Origin of the sequence: Pseudoalteromonas sp. TB64 (genome assembly GCF_000498095.1) — a bacterium.
Classification (GTDB): Bacteria; Pseudomonadota; Gammaproteobacteria; order Enterobacterales; family Alteromonadaceae; genus Pseudoalteromonas.
Genome location: NZ_AUTQ01000086.1, coordinates 16,304 through 35,519, shown reverse-complemented (window position 1 = coordinate 35,519; position 19,216 = coordinate 16,304). Strand labels below are relative to the sequence as shown.

Here is a 19,216-nt window from a genome sequence, read left to right as displayed (position 1 = left end):
CAGGCGTTGGCACACCAGATATATATCCAAATGCAGGTTACAGCACAAGCGATGTGGCAGCAGCCATCGTTTCACGCATTTAATAACATATTAAAGTTGCAGCACCGTTATGCTGTAACTCAAACAGATTAGGGAATTAGCAAGTGGCCCAAACGTTATACGAAAAAATTTGGCAAGCACACACCGTTGCCAGCATAAATGAGCAAACCGACTTACTTTATATTGACCGCCATTTAGTGCATGAAGTTACTTCTCCGCAGGCTTTTGCAGGTCTACGTGAAAAAAACCGTACTGTACGTTGCCCAGAAAAAACTTTTGCAACGATGGATCATAACGTATCGACTAAAAGCCGCTCATTAGATGCGGCAAGCGAAGTATCTAAAAACCAATTAATGGCGCTTGATAAAAACTGTAAAGAGTTTGGTATTGTACTTTACGATTTAAACTCAATTAACCAAGGCATTGTGCACGTAATGGGTCCAGAGCAGGGTATTACTTTGCCAGGTACAACCATTGTATGTGGCGATAGCCATACCTCTACGCATGGTGCGTTTGGCGCATTAGCGCATGGTATTGGTACGTCTGAAGTTGAGCACGTATTAGCAACGCAAACGCTACAGCAAAAAAAGGCGAAATCGTTAAAAATTCAAATTAACGGTGTATTGCGTCCAACGGTTACGGCTAAAGATTTAATTATGGCGGTAATTGGCAAGTTAGGTACCGCTGGTGGCACAGGTTATGTAGCTGAGTTTTGTGGTGCAGGCATTGAAGGGCTTTCAATGGAAGCCCGTATGACGCTATGTAATATGAGCATAGAAATGGGTGCAAAAGCGGGTTTAATTGCTTCTGACCAAATTACTTATGATTACTTAAAAGGTCGTCCGTTTGCACCAAAAGGCGCAGATTTTGATGCAGCCGTTGAATATTGGGAAACATTAAAAACGGATGAAGGCGCACACTTTGATTTAGTTGTTGAGCTAAATGCCGACGACATTCAGCCACAAATTACCTGGGGCACAAGCCCAGAGCAAGTAATTGGTGTTGATGAGTGCATACCCGATCCAGATAAAGAACCAGACTTAATTAAAGCCGATGCTATTCGCAGCGCACTTAAATACATGGACTTAAAAGCGGGCGATAAATTATCAAGCGCAAAAGTAGACACGGTATTTATTGGGTCATGTACAAATAGCCGCATTGAAGATTTACGCGCAGCTGCAAAAATTGTTGAAGGCAAACATGTTGTAGCCGGCATAGAAGCATTAATTGTACCGGGTTCTGGTTTAGTTAAAAAACAAGCTGAAGACGAAGGTTTAGCCGATATTTTTAAAGCCGCTGGCTTTGAATGGCGCGAACCAGGTTGTTCTATGTGTTTAGCGATGAACGATGACCGCCTAGAAGCAGGCAAGCGTTGTGCATCTACTTCTAACCGTAACTTTGAGGGTCGCCAAGGTCGTGGCGGNAATACATGGTCACTTTGTTGATATTAGAGGAGAAGCATAATGAGCGTATTTTTTAGTGGCTTAATGGCTCCACTTGATAAAAACAATGTAGATACTGACCAAATTATTCCTAAGCAGTTTTTAACATCAACTAGCCGCGAAGGTTTTGATGCCGCATTATTTTATGATTGGCGTTACCTAGATAACGACGAGCCAAACCCTGACTTTATTTTAAATCGCCCTTGTTACCAAGGTGCAAAAATATTATTAACGCGCGATAACTTTGGTTGTGGCTCATCTCGTGAGCACGCGCCATGGGCGCTTAAGCAATATGGTTTTGAAGTGATTTTGGCTGAAAGTTTTGCAGATATTTTCTTTAATAACTGTGGTAACAACCAAATGTTAGCCATTGCATTACCTGCCGATACGCTTGAGCAATTGTTTGTACTTAGCGAGCAGCACGACGATATTAACATTGAAATCGATCTTGAAAATCAAACACTAACAAGCAGTAAGTTTGCACCAATTAGTTTTGATATTAGTAAAGAGGTAAAAGAGCGTTTGTTAAGTGGTTTAGACTTTATTGGTGTAACCGAAACGCTAAACTCACAAATAGATGCGTTTGAAAAGCAACTGGCTACTGAGCGTTCTTGGCAGTAATTTCTTAACCTGTAATTAAGAATCACGTATTAAAAAGCACGGCAATTGCCGTGCTTTTTTGTGGGTAAATATTAGATGTGGTAGCTAAAGGTTAATGCCTAAAGTCAGCCATTAACGCCGGTATACCAGGTAACATACCTACAATTGCCATTACAGTGGTAAGTAGCACAAACATGATAAGTGGAATCACCCAGCGGCTCATTTTAGTTAGCTCAGCACTGCGCTCTTTACAGCCAATCAGCCCTAAGTTATCAAGTAACATAGTAAGTGACCAACCAAAAGCAGGATTAACTAAGGTCGAAGCAAATACCACAATAGCGGCTGATTGCGTCGTTTTACCTTCGCGCGTCATTTCCATGCCAGCCTCAAGTAACGGGATAAACACACCAACAATAAGCGCTACACACAATACAGGCTGCCAAATTGCTAAATCCATAGGGTAACCCCATAAACCTGCAATTATACAAAATAATGCAGTTAAAATAGCGCCAGCAGGGATAGGGCGTTTAGCTATAGCAGCAGGCACAATATAAGTACCCCAAGAGGACGCAAAGTTAGCACCACCAGCAAGTGAGCCAAATGTTTGTCTAACCGATGCACTTAGCATGGTATCGTCGATATCCATTTGTACTTTTTCAGTGCGTTGCGGATAGCTTATTTTTTGAAATACTTGATGACCTAAAAAATCCGGTGACCACATGGCAACGGCGAGCACTGCAAATGGGAGTACCACAACAAAGCTTTCAAGTGTTGGTAAACCTAGCATCCAACCCGTGTTATCACCCCACCAGTATGCAGGGTTCATATTTGGTAAACCTGGTGCTGTATGAAATTCAAACGGCGCACCTAAGGCAAAGGCAACTACACCACCAATAAGGCAGCTTAACGGTACGGCCAACCAACGCTTTTTAAAGTGCTCTAATAGCGCATACAATAAAATGGTGGCTAAAATAACAATAAATGCAATGTGTGCCATATCAATGGCTTCTGCCCAAGCAAACAGCTTTTTAACTTGCGAAATAGTACCAATAAACCCTAAATAAATGAGCAACCCGCCACACACACCTTTACTGGTTAGGCGTGCGAGCATACTTCCTCCTTTGGTTATGGCCAGAATAAAACCAAAGGCACCAATGAGTAAACCAAACGCCATAGGGTGACCGCCAGCAGCAACAACAATAGGGATTAGTGGAATAAGTGGACCATGAGTACCGGCTAAGTTGGCTGTTGGTAAAATAAAGCCCGAAAACAAGATGATAAAAATAGAAACAATGAGTAATTCGTAGCGCACGTTTTCTAAAACAAATGCATCGCTTAAACCAAGAGGCGCTGCAAATGTTGCCGCAATAGCACCCACCATAACGACTTTACCAATTGTGCCCGCCATTGCTGGAATGGTGTCTTCAAATTCAAATCTGTAGTCTCTAAACGGTAAATTAGGACGCCAGCGCTTAGGCTGCATAATTTGCAGTTCGTGTTCAAGGTACTCGTCGCGGCTATTAAACTCGGAGCTGGGTTTGTGAAGGCTTTCGTAGCTACCGGNCGGATGCAGTTTGAGCATCCGTTACTTGCTCGGCTTCAGATGGAGTGCCATCTTGCGGCGTAGTTTTCATATTTTCCCCTGCAACATTGTTGCTACTCAAAATTAAAATACAGCTTTTTCTTAAAGCAATGAATATTGAGCAAGTAGAGTAGATCAGCTTTTAGTAAATGTAGAATAGGCAAAAGGTCTTGTATACCTTGGTTTAATAAATGATTTATAGGTAGGTGAAAAGTAATAAAATGATTTGGTTGGTTATTTTACTATTTTAATCAGTGCCTTATGGTTTTTTCGTGAGTTTGGATATTATTTAATAATGATTATATAGACTATAACTAGCATGTTTATTAATAGTCATCCTTTAGTCTAATAAGGTACTTATGGACATTTTTAGTCACTTAACTCGATTTTTTATAAGTTTTATATTTAAGTAACTGAGTCGTGGTGTTTTTATTGTGATGAAATTACATAAATGTTATTTTTTGAGCAATTGAAATAATAAAGAGCAGATAATGGACTCTATCTCCCCAAAAGCGATTGGTATTTTTTTAGGTGTTCTCTATGGAATATCAATGCGGATTTTTATTGAATTTAGTGAAGCGTTAAATTTTGGCGGCTTAGTTACAATTTCATTTATGTTTTTAGTGCCGGTTGCCATTGGCTATATTCGAATCCATTTTGAATACAATGAGACGCCTAATTTAACTTATCGCCAGATAATTGTGAAAGCATGGCAGCCTATTTTTATATTTTTATTAGTAAGTATTGTTACTCTGTTAGAGGGTAGTATTTGCGTAGCAATGGCATTACCTGCGTTTATGTTTTTCTCAAGTGTAGGTGGCGTACTTGCTGGGTTTATTCGTAAAAGAACAACGCGTAAATCAAATGCGACACTATTATCGGTTGCTTTACTGCCTTTGGCTTTATCGCCAATTGAGCTTAATTTTTTACATTTATCAAAAACGTACGAAGTAACAAATTCAATTACAATTAACGCCCCCGTTGATGTTGTATGGCAACAACTTGCTAATGTGAGTTATATAGATCCGCAAGAAATTCCTTTTTCGTTAACCCAGTTTATAGGTGTACCTAAACCATTAGAGGCAAGTATGAATGCAAGCGGTGTTGGCGCTGTTCGTACAAGTAAATGGCAACAAGGGGTTGTATTTAAAGAGGTAATTACTGATTGGCAACCAAACAAAAAAATGCTTTATAAGTTTGAAATAAATCCAGATTTAATTCCTGATGGTGCATTAGACAAACACGTTAAACTTGGTGGTGAATACTTTTCTCCACTTTATGGTGGTTATCAATTAAGTGAAGACGACAGCGGTAATACCCTTTTAACATTAAAAACCACAGTACAAGATAATACTAATTTTGGGGTTTATTCACGACTATGGGGTGAGGTGATATTTCAAGATTTTCATCATTCACTTTTAACTTTAATGAAAAACAGAGCAGAAAAACAGCTTATCGCAGTTATTTCCCATAGCTAATTTAAGCCGCTATGGTATTAAAAATTATTATAACGAGTGACTTATGAAATTATTAACAGCAACAACTTTATTACTTGCCTCATCAGCAGTATTTGCACGACCAGCACCTTTGGTGTCTATTCCTACTCACGATGCATTTTTTAATAGTATTGCACAACACTGTGGTAAAGCCTTTGAGGGTAAAGTAGCAGTAGATAACGCAAAAGGAGTAAGCTCATTTGCAGATAAAAAGCTGGTTATGCATGTACGTAAATGTACCGACACTGAGTTACAAGTTCCGTTTCATGTTGGTGATGATGCATCACGTACGTGGATTATTACTAAAACGGGCAGCGGCTTGAGCTTAAAGCACGATCATCGTCATAAAGATGGCACTAACGACATATCAACTATGTATGGTGGTCATACTCTTGATGCTGGGTTTGCTCAAATGCAGTCGTTTCCTGCCGATCAGTACTCTAAAGAGTTATTTGTAGAGCAAGGGATTGCACAGTCTGTTGGAAACACGTGGCAAATGTATATTTATCCCGATGTGTTTACTTATCGGTTAATTCGCCAAGGGCGTGAGTTTAAAGTGGATTTTGATTTAACCAAACCAATTACTCCACCATCAGCACCTTGGGGTTATAAAGACTAGTGCTACTTAGTCTTTTTTGCATCAGCTTTAGCTTCGGCTTTTGTTTCACATTGCAGTAAAACATTTAGATCTGGTTGATAGGCGCGTGGTTTGGTTGGAAAACGTTCATACTCTTGCACGCCTTCAAGCACTTTAAGCATAAAAGCTTGTCCACGGCATAAACGATCAGCGTGGCGCAATAAAAATACACTTTGATTAGTGAAGTGCTTGTAATCATCAGACTGAATTTCTAGTTTGTAATTATTGTCACCTAATTTAGTTTGATAGTAATGTACTTTATTATCAAAATCATAGAGCTTTTCTGTTTCGGCTTTTTCAGCAAATGCAGTATTTGAGCTTAAAAGGGTCACCAATGCAGTGCTAATAATTAAGCTTGGTGTATTTAATCCTTTCATAAAAATTTATCCTTTAATTTGTAAAATTTATACCCATTAATAGTTGATATAAGTTCAATTTCATTAAGTTTAGTCTAACACCCAACCAGGAATTATGTGATGTTCAAACAAATAAAACAGCTTTTTGCTGTATTCGATGATCAGCAACCAACGATAGAACCGCATGATTTTAAGACTGCGGTTGCTGCATTATTAATAGAAGTAATGCGTGCTGATAAAAAACTTGAACATAATGAAGAGAAAACCCTGACTGTAACCTTAAAAAAGTACTTTAATTTAACAAATATTGAAGTTGAAGAGCTAACAGGTAATGCAGAGAGTAGCTTAGATGGTGCGATTGACTATTTTCAGTTTTCGAAACAAATTAACGAACATTGCAGCGCTGAGCAACGTATCGAAATTATAGAGCTATTATGGCGCTTAGCGTATGCCGATGGTGAAATAGACCCGCAAGAAGAATATGTTATACGTAAAGTTGCAGGGCTTTTGTATGTAACACATACAGACTTTATCGCCGCAAAAATAGCAGCGACAAAGTAATTATTTATTTAGGTGAGCGCGCAGATTATTTTAGTTTGCTTGCAACACTGACTAACTGATGAGCAAGCGCAGATACTCGCTCTGCAGTAACCGGTTCGTTAATTTGCCCATTTTCGTCAAACAATGTGTGCACAGCGGGTACAGCAAGTTGATCCGCAAGCACTAACGACCCAATACCACTTAATATATCGCGTACGTGATTTAAGCCACGTAACCCGCCAAGTCCACCTGGTGATGCTGCAAACAACGCCACCACTTTGTTACGAAAAGCAGGGACTGCGCCTTGCTCTGTTCGTGACGCCCAATCAATAGCATTTTTAAGTGCAGCGGTAATTGAGCCGTTATACTCTGGGCTTGCCAGTAAAATACCGTCGGCTGCACGTAGTTTGTCTTTTAAAAGCTGTACGTCGCTTGGTGTACCTTGTGCTTCTATGTCTTCGTTAAATAATGGAATGTTTAATTCGTTTAGTTTTATTATTTCTACTTCAGCACCTGTTTGCAGAGCAAAACGTGCTGCTTCATTAATGATTTTTTGATTAAAGCTTTCTTGGCGAAGGCTGCCTGCTAGGGCGATAATTTTTGGTGCTGACATGTTAATAACCTTTTAGTGTTTAAATCTATAACACTAATGTAGCAAAATTTTGCTTGTAGAAAACCCTAATAAACGCAACACTTATGTGCGTATATGCACATAAGTTAAAGGTAAGCAGCATGGCGATTAAATTTGAAGATTGGCAAGACGTTAAAGTTGCGTTTGAAGTAGCACGGTTAGGTACGTTAACAGCAGCGGCAGAGGAGCTTAATGTGCACCACAGCACAGTGCTTAGACGAATTAATAATCTTGAAAAAAACTTAAACGCACGGCTTTTTCATCGCCATGCTCGTGGCTATAAAGTAACTGAAATTGGCACTAAGTTATTTGCAACGGCGCAAACTATACATAGCTCCTTGGAGCAGTTACATAACGATATAGCTGCAGCCGATAGTACGCTTAGAGGGAGTTTATTATTAACAACGGTCAGTGGTTTTATGGACATGCTGGGTGATGTATGTGAGCAATTTCAGGCATTGCATCCACAGGTACAACTTGAGGTTATTTTAGAGCAAAAAAGGTTAAGGCTCGATCATGGTCAGGCGCATATTGCAGTACGTGCAGGACCAAGACCTGATGAGGGTGATTACATTGCCCAGCATTTAGCGCAGCTTTCGTCGGGCTTGTATGCTAATAAGCGTTACATTAATAAGTACGGAATGCCTAAATCGTTAAGTGATTTACAGCAACATAACTTTGTATCGGGCGTGGCGGGTTTTAATGCGCGCGTGCCTTATTTTGCATGGGTTGATGAGCATATTCCTGCATCGCAAGTAAAGCTGCGTGTGTCTGAAACCGCAGAAGCGACTCGCGCAATTATTAAAGGTTTAGGTATAGGCGGATTACAACATGATGTGGCGGCGCAATATACTGATTTAGTACCGATATTACACAATGAGCTACACTGGCCTACCGATATATGGCTTGTAACGCATCATTTAGTGCATCGTACTGCTAAAGTGCAAGCTTTTGCAGGGTTGTTAAAAACACATTTTAGTAAGTTAGCTGCTAATCAATAACTTTAGCAGCATTTTAGCCGTGTTTTAAATGATTATAGTGTTTTTTTTACTTCTATCCCAAGGCGTTTAGCCAAGCGTACCAAGTTAGCTCTATCTAATTCGAGCACTCTTGCTGCTGCTGACCAATTGTAATTATGCTGCTTTAATTGCTCGGTAATTACATTGTATTGCAAAGATTCTACAGCTTGCTTTAAAGGTTGGTTGATTAGGGTATTGGTTGTGCTTTGAGTTTCAACAATTGAATTTGGCTGTGCACTAGGTGTTAAATCACAGTGCTCGCTTGTAATTGTTATTATTGGATTTTGCCATTGGCTTTGTTTCGCTTTTAGCGCACTTCGGCTAATGACATGTTCAAGCTCGCGCACGTTACCGGGCCAATTGTATTGATTAAGCAGTACTTGCGCTTCGGTACTTAGTTTTAATTGTTTTATCCCTAATTTACGTGCTGTTTGCTCAATAAAATAACCTGCCAAGAGTATTATGTCGTGCTCGCGTTTACTAAGTGGTGGCACAGTAATTGGGTAAACACTTAGGCGATGGTATAAATCGGCTCTGAAGCGACCTTGAGCTACTTCTTCTTTTAAATCTCTGTTGGTTGCGGCAACTACGCGTACATCTACGTATTTTGGCGTGTCTTCACCTACTGTTTGTATTTCACCACTTTGCAGCACGCGTAATAGCTTACTTTGCATGGCAAGTGGTAGTTCGCCAATTTCATCTAAAAATAATGTACCGCCATCAGCTAGCTGAAATTTACCTTGGCGCGCATTTTGTGCGCCTGTAAAAGCCCCTTTCGCATGACCAAAAAACTCACTTTCGGCAAGGTTTTCGGGAAGCGATGCACAGTTTAAGTGAATAAGCGGTTGATCTTTTCGGGTTGAATTTAAGTGAATGTTGCGTGCTACCAGCTCTTTCCCTACTCCTGTTTCACCTAAAATAAGCACGCTAAAGTTAGATGCTGCAACGAGTTCAATTTCATTTTTAAGTGTTTGCATTAGCGGGCTTTGACCGATAATTTCGCCGCCATCTCTTGTTAATGCCTCACGATTTAGCTCTTGCACTAGAGCGCTGGAGTGCTGTGCATGCTGCTTGTAGTGGGTAAGCTCTAAAGCTGTTTTAAAGTGCGCACTGCATAGCGTTTGTAAGGTGTTTAGTGTATCAGTACTTATGCTGTTAAATGCATTGGCGTTAAGGCTATCAAATGTAAGTACGCCAAGTAGCGCGTTTTTATCATAAAGAGGTAAACCTAAACACGCATGCACCGGAATATCGCCAGTTTTAGCTAATAGTAGACCATCGTATGGATCGGGAAGCGGGCAGTCGTGTGCAAATTGCAACGCGAGCGTACTTTTGCAAATAGCCTCTAGGCGAGGATGCTCTACAATTTTAAATCGTCTGCCTAAACTGTCGGGCATTAACCCTTTAATTGCCAGTGGCTTTAATTGCTCACCTTGAAGTACTAATAACGCACTTGCATCACTTGGAATAACCCGTTCAACCGTTGCTAGTAATTGCTCAAAGCTGTGCTCATGCAGTGTGCTTTGTGCAAGCTCTAATGCAACTTGTGTAAGATTGAATTGTTGGTTCATGTCAAAATGACCTATACGTGTTTTTATGAGTTAATTTATAGTAGGTCATAAAGACTCATGCTGTAAAGACGTTAAATATAAGCTTTTGAATTTTAATAGTTAAATATATTGGCACAGTATGTGTAATAGCTAAGTAACGTGGTTAGTTACAGAGGTCGCTATGAATACACTGATGCTGAATAATTTAAACTATAAAACACAGTTTAGAGTGTTAAACCAAGCGCTATTGTTTGCTGAATACTTTTTTATTTCGGCGAAAATATTTGCTCATATTGGCATTATTGTTATCAGCGCTATTTTAAAAGTTAGTTACGTACTGCGCTATGTTGCACTGCATGAGTTAGGGCAGGAGATTCGATAATGCGCCCTATAAACTTAACTGAGCCAATGCCAAAACGCGTTGCTATTCATCAAGTATCTCAATGGCCGTTATGGATGCTCGCTTTTAGACCTTTCTTTTTGGGCGGTGGCTTATTGGCATTTTTGTCGGTGGGGTATTGGCTACTTATTTTAACTGGTCATGCAAGTTGGTACTTAGCAATGCCCGCTACATTATGGCACGCGCACGAAATGCTATTTGGTTTTGCTGGGGTTGTCGCTGTTGGCTTTTTACTTACCGCCGCACAAACATGGACAGGCGTTGCGAGTATAAGTGGCAAAGCACTTATGTGGCTTACTGTTGTATGGATTGCAGCACGCTTAGCATTTTTTGTAGTACTGCCAGATATTGCTCATTTTAATTTATATGCTGCACTTACATTACAAGTTGCTTGGTGGTTAGGCGCCATAGCAGTGCTGGCTAATATGTTATTAAAAGCCAATAGCAAAAATAACTATCCGTTTTTAGCTATTTTAGCTGTGTTATGTGCGCTCAATACGTTGTATTTAATACTTGTTTTAAAACAAAACATGCAGCTTGCACTTGCTGTTGTTGATACCGCAGTATTGGTCATTACCTTACTTGTTGGCATTGTAGCGGGTCGCGTTTTACCTTTTTTTACTGCCAAAGGGTTGAGTTTAACCGAACAAGTGCGCACTCCTAAAATAGATAAAGCTATTTTGTATTCATCTATTTTTGCCATTACGTTATTTTTTATCAGCAAATTATTTTTAAGTTCTATTAGCCCAGCTTTAGTTTTAGCCGGTGTAGCTGCACTGCACTTAGTACGCGCTTGCTATTGGTGGAACGTTAACGTGTTAAAAGTGCCCTTATTGTGGTCTTTGCATTTTTCGTATTTAGCGTTAGGTGTTGGCCTAATGCTGGTGGCAATAAGCTTTTATAGCAGCGCAGTAGTATTTAAAGATGCGCTGCACTTAATCACTATTGGCACAATAGGTATGATGATTTTAGCAATGATGACTCGTGTATCGCATGGTCATACAGGGCGTACGCTCACTATTCCTCATTATATGGCTGTTGCTTTTGCACTTGTGTTAGTAGCCGCAATTACTCGTTCATTACTCCCTTTTATTATTGGACCACACTTAGCTTGGCAAATAAGTGCTTTGCTTTGGTTGGTGGCTTTTTCATTATTTTTAATTCACTGCACACCTATATTAACGCGGCGTCGTGTTGATGGGCGCCGTGGTTAGTTTACCCATAGGAAAACACATATGTTATCTGATAAAACCATTGAGATCGTAAAAAGTACTGTTCCATTATTAGCCGAGGCGGGAACGGTTGTTACCGATCATTTTTATAAGCGTTTATTTAGCCATAATCCTGAGCTTAAAAATATTTTTAATATGGCGAATCAAGATACAGGTCGTCAGCAATTTGCACTTTTTAATGCGTTGGCTGCGTATGCACAAAATATTGATAATTTAGCTGTATTAAAAGAAGCACTAACGCGTATTAACCATAAACATACGAGCTTAAATATTTTACCTGAGCATTACCCTATTGTAGGTGCACACTTAATTGGTACGCTTAAAGAGCTTCTTCCTGAGCAATTTACTCCCGATGTTGAATACGCTTGGCGCGAAGCCTACGGTGTACTTGCTGATATTTGTATAACCGAAGAAGCCGCTTTGTATGAGCATAGTAAAAATAAACACGGTGGCTGGGCGGGCACTCGTGCGTTTGAAATAACCAACAAACAGGCTGAATCAGAACTAGTAACAAGCTTTACACTTACGCCAGTTAATGGCGAAGCTGTTATTACGCATAAACCAGGGCAGTATTTAGGTATTAAAGTTAAGCCAGAGGGCGCTGAATATGAAGAAATTCGCCAGTATTCTATTTCGCAAAAAAGTAACGCTAAAAACTACCGTATTAGTGTTAAAAAAGAGCTACAGCCAAAGCCTGGCATGGTGTCTAATCATTTACACTCATTAGAGCAAGGCGCTATTGTTGAGTTGTACCCACCAGCGGGAGATTTCTTTTTACGCAATAACACAAACCCAGCAGTATTTATTTCAGCGGGTGTAGGGCAAACGCCAATGCTAGCAATGCTCGAAACGTTATTAAGCGATAACTCTAATCAAAATATTATGTATTTACATGCCTGCGAAAATACTCAGCAGCATTCGTTTTCAAAACATTTAAATGATTTAGCAACGAAAAATAGCCATTTGCAAATAATGACTTGGTTTAATCAGGTGACAGAGGGCGCTGACTTTACTGGGTTAATGAACTTAAGCGTAATAGAAACACAGCTACCATTAAGTAATGGTGACTTTTACTTATGTGGCCCTGCTGGTTTTATGGCATTTATAAAAAACCAATTACTTGAACTAGGTGTTAAAAGCGAAAATATTCATTATGAAATATTTGGTCCGCATCAAGACTTGTAATAGCGTTTTAAAATAAAAAAGGGCGCGCAGTATTATTACTGCGCGCCTTTATTTTATAAATTCACGGTACTTTAAAGCACTTTATAACTCTATACAGGTAACGCCTTTAAGAACCGTTGTAAGTTCTTTTTTAGGATAATAAAGCTCGCATTGGTTATTACGCGTTTGCAAAATAAACTTTTCAGACTTCATATTATGCGCGCCCATAATTACTCTGCCATCAGGCCCTTTACTCATTGCATGATCTATTAGCAGTTCGCTACGCTTGGTAAATACCGAATCGGCAAGCGTTACTAATGCGCCTCCCTTAGCTTGTTGTATTGCCTGCTGTAGTGTTGCAATAATACTGGAGTTTACACTCGTTAATATTGCTGGTTTAGCCGGTTCACTATTTATACTGGTATCTTTTACACCTTGGCATCCGCCTAAAAAAAATAAGGTGGCTAATGGGAGTAGTAATTTAGCCATTATTTTTCCTCACTCAGCGTTGGCCAAGTTAAGTCCATATTACGTTGAGTAAATTGCGTGGATACATTTAAAGGAGCTAGCGACTCTTGTGTATTTGAAAAGCTTACAGGTTCTGCTTTTGCTGCAGTCGCTGTTCTGATTGGGCAACTGCCATTTTCAACATGAAATAATGCGGTGGCTAAAACAGCCTCGTTGCTGTCGCCTAATTGATGATCAAAGTCGTCCTCAATTTTACAACCTTGCACATCGGCATTAAATTGTGGCGTAGGGGTTGGTGAAAAACCAGCCGCGTATTCGCCAAACCCTTGATTATTTACACCACTAAACTGGATAGTGTAATAGGTTGTTGCGCAGTTATGAGTTGGGGTAAAGCCATACGGCTTACCGCATGTTGTGTCGCCAATTAAAATAACTTCTGCGTCTATACCTTTTAAACCATTAATAAAAGCTTCTGATGCCGAACAGGTGTCCGATGTACTTAATACATAAACCTTAGATAGGTTTAAATCGGGTAAGGTTTCACCCGTGCTAAAAAAAGTAGAGTAATCTATTTCTTCATCAATAAATGGAAAAGGCGAATCAACTGGTTGCTTATCGTTTTGTTGAGTTTGGTAATAAAAACGGTTTTGCACATTAGCGCTACCCGCAACCATATAAGCCAATTGCGCCGATAGTGCCAATAAACCACCGCCGTTATATCTAAAGTCGATCACAAGTTCGTCAACTCTATCGGCTTTAAATTTATTTACCGCATCAATAAGCCCTTCTTGGGCAATGCTTATATGGCTATTAAACTGCATATAACCTACGTTTGAACCATTTGCGGTTGTAATCGTTTTAACGTTTTGAACAGGTGTTTGCTCAATATTGCCAGCGGTTACATTAAATGTTTTTTCGGCGCCATCATTACTTTGTACAACAATAGTATGTGAGTCGCCGTTAGTTGGACTAAATAAACCTTCGTTAAGGGTATCTATACCCGATTCTGTATTGGTAGTTATACTTACACCGTCAACCGAAAGTACGGTATCACCACGTTGAAAACCTATTTGGCTTGCCGGTGAGCCGTCCTCAAGGTAAGCAACACGCAATATGCGGTCGGCTGAATCGCCAATAAACGCCCAATTTATACCGTAACCAGAAGTAACGCCCGATTGCGCTTCTTGAAAATAATCTTCAGTGGGTTCTGAAAAGTGAAAGTTATCTTTTTTTGCACCAGAGTCGGTAAGCTGCTCTGTTTTTAACTGGGCGAAGTAATCGGCTACTGTGGCAAAGCTCTCAGGGTCGTTATCGGCAATCTCGTCATACCAAAGGTAGGTTTCATCACTCCAAGAGCGAAGCCATAGTTTTTCGTAAAGGGCTGAGCCTACTTGATCTGGGTAGGGAGCGTTGTTATTAAATGGATCGTTACCTGTACGAGGCGTTTCACAAAAGTTTTTTAAATCATTCGATTGTTCGAATACACCGGCAGTCCATGTTGGTGTACTGCTAATTGGTGGTGCAGTTGGCGTTGTAGGTATAGGAGTTGGGGTCGTATCCATACTGCTCCCGCCGCCACAACCAACTAAAGTAAAACCCGAAAGTGCAGCAATAATAGCAAGCGAAGTTTTATTATTTTTAAACATACTAAGTACTTCATGTAAATAAGTTGTTTAAAATTTTACAACACTCGCTTATTTATTCAACACTTTTGGCCCTACTTGTGTAAATGAGAGTAAAAGCATTACAATTTTTTTGTATCGTCTTGTAATGCAATTGCTTGTTTTTTCCATGCATTAAATAGCTTTTGTTGTTTATCTGATATTTTTAAACCGTATGTTTTTTGCATATAAGCATAGGTGTCGGCTATACGTTTGCGAGCATTAACAGGTGGCTCTACTACGCGTTGCTTAAAGTTTACTTTTACCTCGCAGCGACCATACTGTGTTGCGTTTTCGCTTAGCATACCAAAACGATAATTAGAGCGATCTGCATTAATTTCTCCAATAGCAGGAGCTAAGTTGTTTATATCAGCTTCCATGGCTCTAAACTTGGCACTTACTTTACGACAATTTTTTCGCCCGCCATCTTGCCAACACTGTAATTGATGACCAAATTCCCATGCCGGAACTATATGTTCCCACTCAATACGCAACGCTCGCACATTTACTTTACCTGAGCGGGTAAGAGTATTACGCGGTACATAACCACAGTTAGTAGGATCAGGAACAAGTTTTTTACCTTCTTTTTTAATATCGCAGCCGCAATAAATGCTTTTAGCGTTGTCAGGTAGGGTTTTAATTAGATGTCTTTTTGCAGTTGAAAAACGGGTAAATTGTTCGGCCGATACCGAAACGCACACACAACAAGCCAATAAGGCTAGAATAAATCGAGTCATATCCATCACAAATGTGAACTACAGGAACAAGTATTTTAAAGCCTTGAAGATAAAAGATAAAGTTAACTTAAAGGTGATGCTGAGTTATTAAAAAAGTTTGATTGTTTTGTATTCAAAGTCATTTATATTATTCATTTATTTCTTACTAATTACTGTATTTAAATTGCACAAAATTATAGTTTAAGGAGTATGCTTAAAGCTTATTTAGTATGGGGATTTGGATAGCAAATGAAATTTGTTGATTATTACGCAGTGCTTGGAATATCGTCTGATGCGGACGATAAAGCGGTTAAAGTGGCTTATAAAAAGCTAGCCAGAAAATATCACCCAGATGTAAGCAAAGAACCTCAAGCAGAAGATAAGTTTAAAGAAGTAGCAGAAGCTTACGAAGTCATCCATAACAAAGAAGAACGCACAAAATACGATGAGTTACGTCGTCATCAACAAAGCCGTGCTCGTCAGCAACAAGGTAGTTATGGTGGTAACAATGGCTCTTCGCAAAGTAATTACCAGCAAAGTGATCCTCAAACCGATCAAGAATTTTCTGATTTTATTAATTCAATGTTTGGCGGGGGCGGTGGATTCGATCGTTCCGGGCAGAGCAGAAGTAACGCTACTCGTGCGCAAAAAGGACAAGATGTGGAAATAGAGTTCCCAGTATTTCTTGAAGAAACTTTAGTTGATACCGTTAAGCCTATTGAGTTTATGTTACCGCAGCGAGATAGCAGTGGTCGTGTGTCTGAAGTTAAAAAATCGCTTAAAGTGAAAATTCCTGCTGGTTCAGTAAATGGCGAACGAATTAGGCTAAAAGGGCAAGGCGGATTAGGGTCGGCGAATGGGCAAAACGGCGATTTATATTTACAAATTAGCTTAGTGCCTCACCCATTATTTGATGTTGAAGGTTGTAACCTAAATATAGTCGTTCCTCTTGCACCATGGGAAGCCGCTTTAGGTACAAAAATAAATTTACCTACGTTGACAGGCAAAATCCAATTAACTATCCCTTCTAATAGTCAGTCTGGTCAGCGTTTACGAATTAAAGGTAAGGGATTAATTAGTAAAAAAGCTAAAGGTGATTTATTTGCTGTCCTTAAAATTGTCAATCCAGCATCTATTGACGATACAAGTAAAAAGCTCTGGGAAGAGTTAGCCGAAAAAGCCCATTTTGATCCACGCAGCAACTGGAGTAAATCATAATGCAAATTATCGTGACACAAAAAGACGATTTACTTACTAGCCAAGAACTATGTTTGAGCAGTGATATTAACGAAGCAATTTTATATGAGCTAGTTGAGCACAGTATTGCGGTTCCAATTGAGGGGGAGCGTGCTACAGAATGGCAATTTACGGTTTCTACAGTCACCTTAGTTAAAAAGGCAGCGCGGATTAAGCATGATCTATCGCTAGATTGGTCGGCAATTCCTTTAATTTTACAATTACTGGATGAGCGTGATGAGTTAATTAGCGAAAACGAAATGCTAAAACAGCACTTGAGCCGATTTAAACACTTCGAATAAAAAGTTTTAATATTATAGGGTGAGCAAAGGTATGTATTACTATTATTTAGTTAATACATACTCTTTGATTTGGCTTTTCATTTTCGAAATGAATATGACTATTTTGATTTGCTCTTACTTTTAACTCTAATGAACCGCTTACGTCTAATATTTTGTACAAGTAGTAATATCCCACTTAGGCAAAAAAGTACGCTGGTTGCTGCAAAACTAATAAGTAACGGATTATTAAAATCTTCTCGCTCATCGTAATCCATAATATGTAGCATCCAAAAAAAGTCGAATATTCGCCATAGTGTGCTGCGAACAGTAACGACTTTACCATTATTAGCAGATAAGTAGAGAGTTGTATTAAATGTATCGTCAAACTGTACTTGCCAAATGTTTGATTTGTAACCGACCTCTCTCGTACCTTGTTTTAAAAGTAATGTGCTAACTGGTTGGGCGTGTATGAGTAAGTGTGCTTTAGCATTTGCGGTAATTTGTATTTTAGTTGGTGGCTCAAAAGGGCGACCAGTTATCCCATTAAAGCTTTGTTGCTCATCTTTATTTTTAACTGTAATTATAGGCGTAGTTAAAAAGCTCTCAAAGATTATTTGAGTGGGATTAGCTACCTGAGATGCAATGTCGTCAAGGGATGCAATATAATCAGCTTGAGTAAATGAGTTATTAAGAGTTCGTGTTGCTAAGTGTTTCCCATGAACTTTTTCAAGAGGAATAGCGCTCATTATTAAGCCGCCTAATAGCCATGCTAAAATTTGCAATGCGAGCAAATAACCAAGCCACTTATGTAGCTTTCGGGCTGGCTTAAATATATTTTTCATGCGCTTTTATCTTATTGTTTTTGATGGTGAGTTAAATGTGCTCTTATTTTTTAGCTTACTGTAACTATTCAAAAATAAGCGATTAATGATTACGAAGCACTTTTATAAATTGTTGTTTGCTCATTCCTTGTTTGAGAAGTGCATCATACTGATTGTCATTTTTAATATGTGGTCTATGACTGCCATAAAGCTCCTCCCCAATAATGGTTAGTATAGTTTATAAAGTGATATGAACGTATTTCGTACTTTGAATATGTTTATACCAATAATGCTTAAAATCTCAAAAGTATTGTTAAAGGAGCAAATAAAGTGCCAAAAAACACTCAAAAGTGGCTACTCACTATATAAAACGACTAATACTGCATAGTTGATTTGGTATAAACAGGAAACTGCGTTAAAGTTTGCAGTGTAATCATTAAAGGATAAATACGAAACGATGTCGGAAATTCAATTTTTAAATGTAGATCTAGAGCTTGAGTCAAAGCAAGATATTAGCCTGCTTGTAGCAGATTTAAAAAAAGTCGCTACGATTTTACATTATGACAAAGACGAATACCGTCAATTAGCGCGTATAGAAGTGAGCGGTGCTGTAAAAACACCTGATAAAGCAATAAACCACTTATGTGAGCTTATCGAGTCATGTTCACGTAATGCGTTAAAACAATGGTTAAGTTGCTCGCGCAGAACGTTTGATATTGGCTTTGAATCAGGCACTTCTCCTAAATGCTTTAACCAAGCTTTAGACGCAGATACATTATTACGTATATCTGCGATAGGTGCAGGTATGGAAATTACAATTTACCCAATCGAAAAATAATAGTAATTTAATTATCTTCGCTCTACGACTGCTGCGGTCATTTTTGATACGCAGCAAAGCTCATTGCGACTATTTGTAATTTTTATCTCCCAAACTGAACTGCGCTTCCCAATATGAAATGCTTTTGCTGTGGCAGTTAAAGTGCCGTTGCGAGATGCTTTTAAATGACTAGCGCTAATTTCTTGCCCAACACAATAAAATTTAGATAGGTCGACTACAAAGTTAGCTGCATAACTTGCCACTGTTTCGGCAAGGACTACGTTAGCACCACCATGTACCATGCCCATTGGGTTATGATGCTCAGGAATGGCTGGCATAGTTGCTACAAGGTAGTCTTCACCAATTTCGCTTATTTCAATCCCCATGGTTTTCATCAGCGTACCTTGACCATTTATGCCCTCGTCTAGCTGTTTACAAAACTCTAAAGTAATAGGTTGAAACCAAATACTCATAACCACTCCTTTCACATTAAAAACCTAGTTTATACATTTTTAAACACTTTCGAAC

General features: G+C 39.2%; 20 protein-coding genes and 1 pseudogene. 12 read left to right on the top strand and 9 right to left on the bottom strand.

What is annotated here, in order from left to right; translation table 11 throughout:
* Window positions 1-143: 143 nt before the first annotated feature.
* Window positions 144-1,462, top strand: a pseudogene (leuC, locus tag L647_RS01000000123695) (3-isopropylmalate dehydratase large subunit); the annotation flags it as partial.
* Window positions 1,463-1,502: 40 nt separating this feature from the next.
* On the top strand, window positions 1,503-2,102 hold the full coding sequence (gene leuD / locus L647_RS0105735) for a 3-isopropylmalate dehydratase small subunit (protein ID WP_024610322.1): 600 nt from the start codon (window positions 1,503-1,505) through the stop codon (window positions 2,100-2,102).
* 91 nt (window positions 2,103-2,193) lie between these two features.
* Here leuD and L647_RS0105730 read toward each other — a convergent pair whose 3' ends face one another.
* Window positions 2,194-3,663, bottom strand: a complete 1,470-nt coding sequence (locus tag L647_RS0105730) for a DUF3360 family protein (RefSeq protein WP_029880389.1) — start codon at window positions 3,661-3,663, stop codon at window positions 2,194-2,196.
* 491 nt (window positions 3,664-4,154) lie between these two features.
* On the opposite strand from L647_RS0105730, the gene L647_RS0105725 reads away from it, so the two are divergent.
* Both L647_RS0105725 and L647_RS0105720 read left to right on the top strand, forming a co-directional pair.
* Window positions 4,155-5,141, top strand: coding sequence for a hypothetical protein (locus L647_RS0105725; protein ID WP_024610321.1), 987 nt, complete (start codon window positions 4,155-4,157; stop codon window positions 5,139-5,141).
* Window positions 5,142-5,184: 43 nt separating this feature from the next.
* Window positions 5,185-5,778, top strand: a complete 594-nt coding sequence (locus tag L647_RS0105720; protein WP_024610320.1) for a hypothetical protein — start codon at window positions 5,185-5,187, stop codon at window positions 5,776-5,778.
* A gap of 2 nt (window positions 5,779-5,780) precedes the next feature.
* Here the strand turns inward: L647_RS0105720 and L647_RS0105715 are convergent, their stop codons facing one another.
* Entirely contained in the window at window positions 5,781-6,173 is a 393-nt protein-coding gene (locus tag L647_RS0105715) for a hypothetical protein (protein WP_024610319.1), read from the bottom strand.
* 99 nt (window positions 6,174-6,272) lie between these two features.
* Here L647_RS0105715 and L647_RS0105710 point away from each other — a divergent pair, with 99 nt between their 5' ends.
* Entirely contained in the window at window positions 6,273-6,713 is a 441-nt protein-coding gene (locus L647_RS0105710) for a TerB family tellurite resistance protein (protein ID WP_024610318.1), read from the top strand.
* A 25-nt stretch (window positions 6,714-6,738) separates the two neighbouring features.
* On the opposite strand, the gene L647_RS0105705 is transcribed toward L647_RS0105710, so the two are convergent.
* Entirely contained in the window at window positions 6,739-7,305 is a 567-nt protein-coding gene (locus tag L647_RS0105705) for an NAD(P)H-dependent oxidoreductase (protein ID WP_024610317.1), read from the bottom strand.
* A 119-nt stretch (window positions 7,306-7,424) separates the two neighbouring features.
* On the opposite strand from L647_RS0105705, the gene L647_RS0105700 reads away from it, so the two are divergent.
* Window positions 7,425-8,324, top strand: a complete 900-nt coding sequence (locus L647_RS0105700) for a LysR family transcriptional regulator (RefSeq protein ID WP_024610316.1) — start codon at window positions 7,425-7,427, stop codon at window positions 8,322-8,324.
* 32 nt (window positions 8,325-8,356) lie between these two features.
* On the opposite strand, the gene norR is transcribed toward L647_RS0105700, so the two are convergent.
* A complete protein-coding gene (norR, locus tag L647_RS0105695) occupies window positions 8,357-9,913 on the bottom strand; it encodes a nitric oxide reductase transcriptional regulator NorR (protein ID WP_024610315.1) in 1,557 nt (518 codons plus the stop codon).
* 160 nt (window positions 9,914-10,073) lie between these two features.
* Between norR and L647_RS0105690 the strand changes: the two genes are divergently transcribed.
* From L647_RS0105690 to hmpA, 3 genes are read left to right on the top strand one after another with little or no spacing between them, the layout of a single operon-like run.
* A complete protein-coding gene (locus tag L647_RS0105690) occupies window positions 10,074-10,274 on the top strand; it encodes a hypothetical protein (protein ID WP_024610314.1) in 201 nt (66 codons plus the stop codon).
* Window positions 10,274-11,506 carry an NnrS family protein gene (locus tag L647_RS0105685; RefSeq protein ID WP_024610313.1) on the top strand — a complete coding sequence of 411 codons (1,233 nt, stop codon included), beginning with the start codon at window positions 10,274-10,276 and terminating at the stop codon, window positions 11,504-11,506. The genes L647_RS0105690 and L647_RS0105685 overlap by 1 nt, the downstream gene beginning before the upstream one ends.
* Before the next feature lie 21 nt (window positions 11,507-11,527).
* Window positions 11,528-12,709 (top strand): NO-inducible flavohemoprotein, encoded by a 1,182-nt coding sequence (gene hmpA / locus L647_RS0105680; RefSeq protein ID WP_024610312.1) that lies wholly within the window; start codon window positions 11,528-11,530, stop codon window positions 12,707-12,709.
* Between the two features lie 81 nt (window positions 12,710-12,790).
* On the opposite strand, the gene L647_RS0105675 is transcribed toward hmpA, so the two are convergent.
* The 3 genes from L647_RS0105675 to L647_RS0105665 all read right to left on the bottom strand — a co-directional run bounded on the left by L647_RS0105675 (window position 12,791) and on the right by L647_RS0105665 (window position 15,554).
* Window positions 12,791-13,177: a hypothetical protein gene (locus tag L647_RS0105675; protein WP_024610311.1), complete on the bottom strand. Its 387-nt coding sequence runs from the start codon at window positions 13,175-13,177 to the stop codon at window positions 12,791-12,793.
* Window positions 13,177-14,802, bottom strand: coding sequence for a S41 family peptidase (locus tag L647_RS0105670; RefSeq protein ID WP_024610310.1), 1,626 nt, complete (start codon window positions 14,800-14,802; stop codon window positions 13,177-13,179). Before L647_RS0105670 ends, L647_RS0105675 begins: the two co-directional genes overlap by 1 nt.
* A gap of 98 nt (window positions 14,803-14,900) precedes the next feature.
* Window positions 14,901-15,554: an endonuclease gene (locus L647_RS0105665; protein WP_029880388.1), complete on the bottom strand. Its 654-nt coding sequence runs from the start codon at window positions 15,552-15,554 to the stop codon at window positions 14,901-14,903.
* A 228-nt stretch (window positions 15,555-15,782) separates the two neighbouring features.
* Between L647_RS0105665 and L647_RS0105660 the strand changes: the two genes are divergently transcribed.
* Both L647_RS0105660 and L647_RS0105655 read left to right on the top strand, forming a co-directional pair.
* Window positions 15,783-16,751, top strand: coding sequence for a DnaJ C-terminal domain-containing protein (locus tag L647_RS0105660; protein ID WP_024610308.1), 969 nt, complete (start codon window positions 15,783-15,785; stop codon window positions 16,749-16,751).
* Window positions 16,751-17,071, top strand: coding sequence for a chaperone modulator CbpM (locus L647_RS0105655; protein WP_024610307.1), 321 nt, complete (start codon window positions 16,751-16,753; stop codon window positions 17,069-17,071). Before L647_RS0105660 ends, L647_RS0105655 begins: the two co-directional genes overlap by 1 nt.
* Before the next feature lie 98 nt (window positions 17,072-17,169).
* On the opposite strand, the gene L647_RS0105650 is transcribed toward L647_RS0105655, so the two are convergent.
* The gene (locus L647_RS0105650) at window positions 17,170-17,892 is read right to left on the bottom strand and encodes a membrane protein (RefSeq protein WP_024610306.1); all 723 of its coding nucleotides are present in this window, start codon (window positions 17,890-17,892) and stop codon (window positions 17,170-17,172) included.
* Between the two features lie 436 nt (window positions 17,893-18,328).
* Between L647_RS0105650 and L647_RS0105645 the strand changes: the two genes are divergently transcribed.
* Window positions 18,329-18,709 carry a hypothetical protein gene (locus L647_RS0105645; protein ID WP_024610305.1) on the top strand — a complete coding sequence of 127 codons (381 nt, stop codon included), beginning with the start codon at window positions 18,329-18,331 and terminating at the stop codon, window positions 18,707-18,709.
* 11 nt (window positions 18,710-18,720) lie between these two features.
* On the opposite strand, the gene L647_RS0105640 is transcribed toward L647_RS0105645, so the two are convergent.
* Window positions 18,721-19,161: a PaaI family thioesterase gene (locus tag L647_RS0105640; RefSeq protein WP_024610304.1), complete on the bottom strand. Its 441-nt coding sequence runs from the start codon at window positions 19,159-19,161 to the stop codon at window positions 18,721-18,723.
* Window positions 19,162-19,216 lie beyond the last annotated feature (55 nt).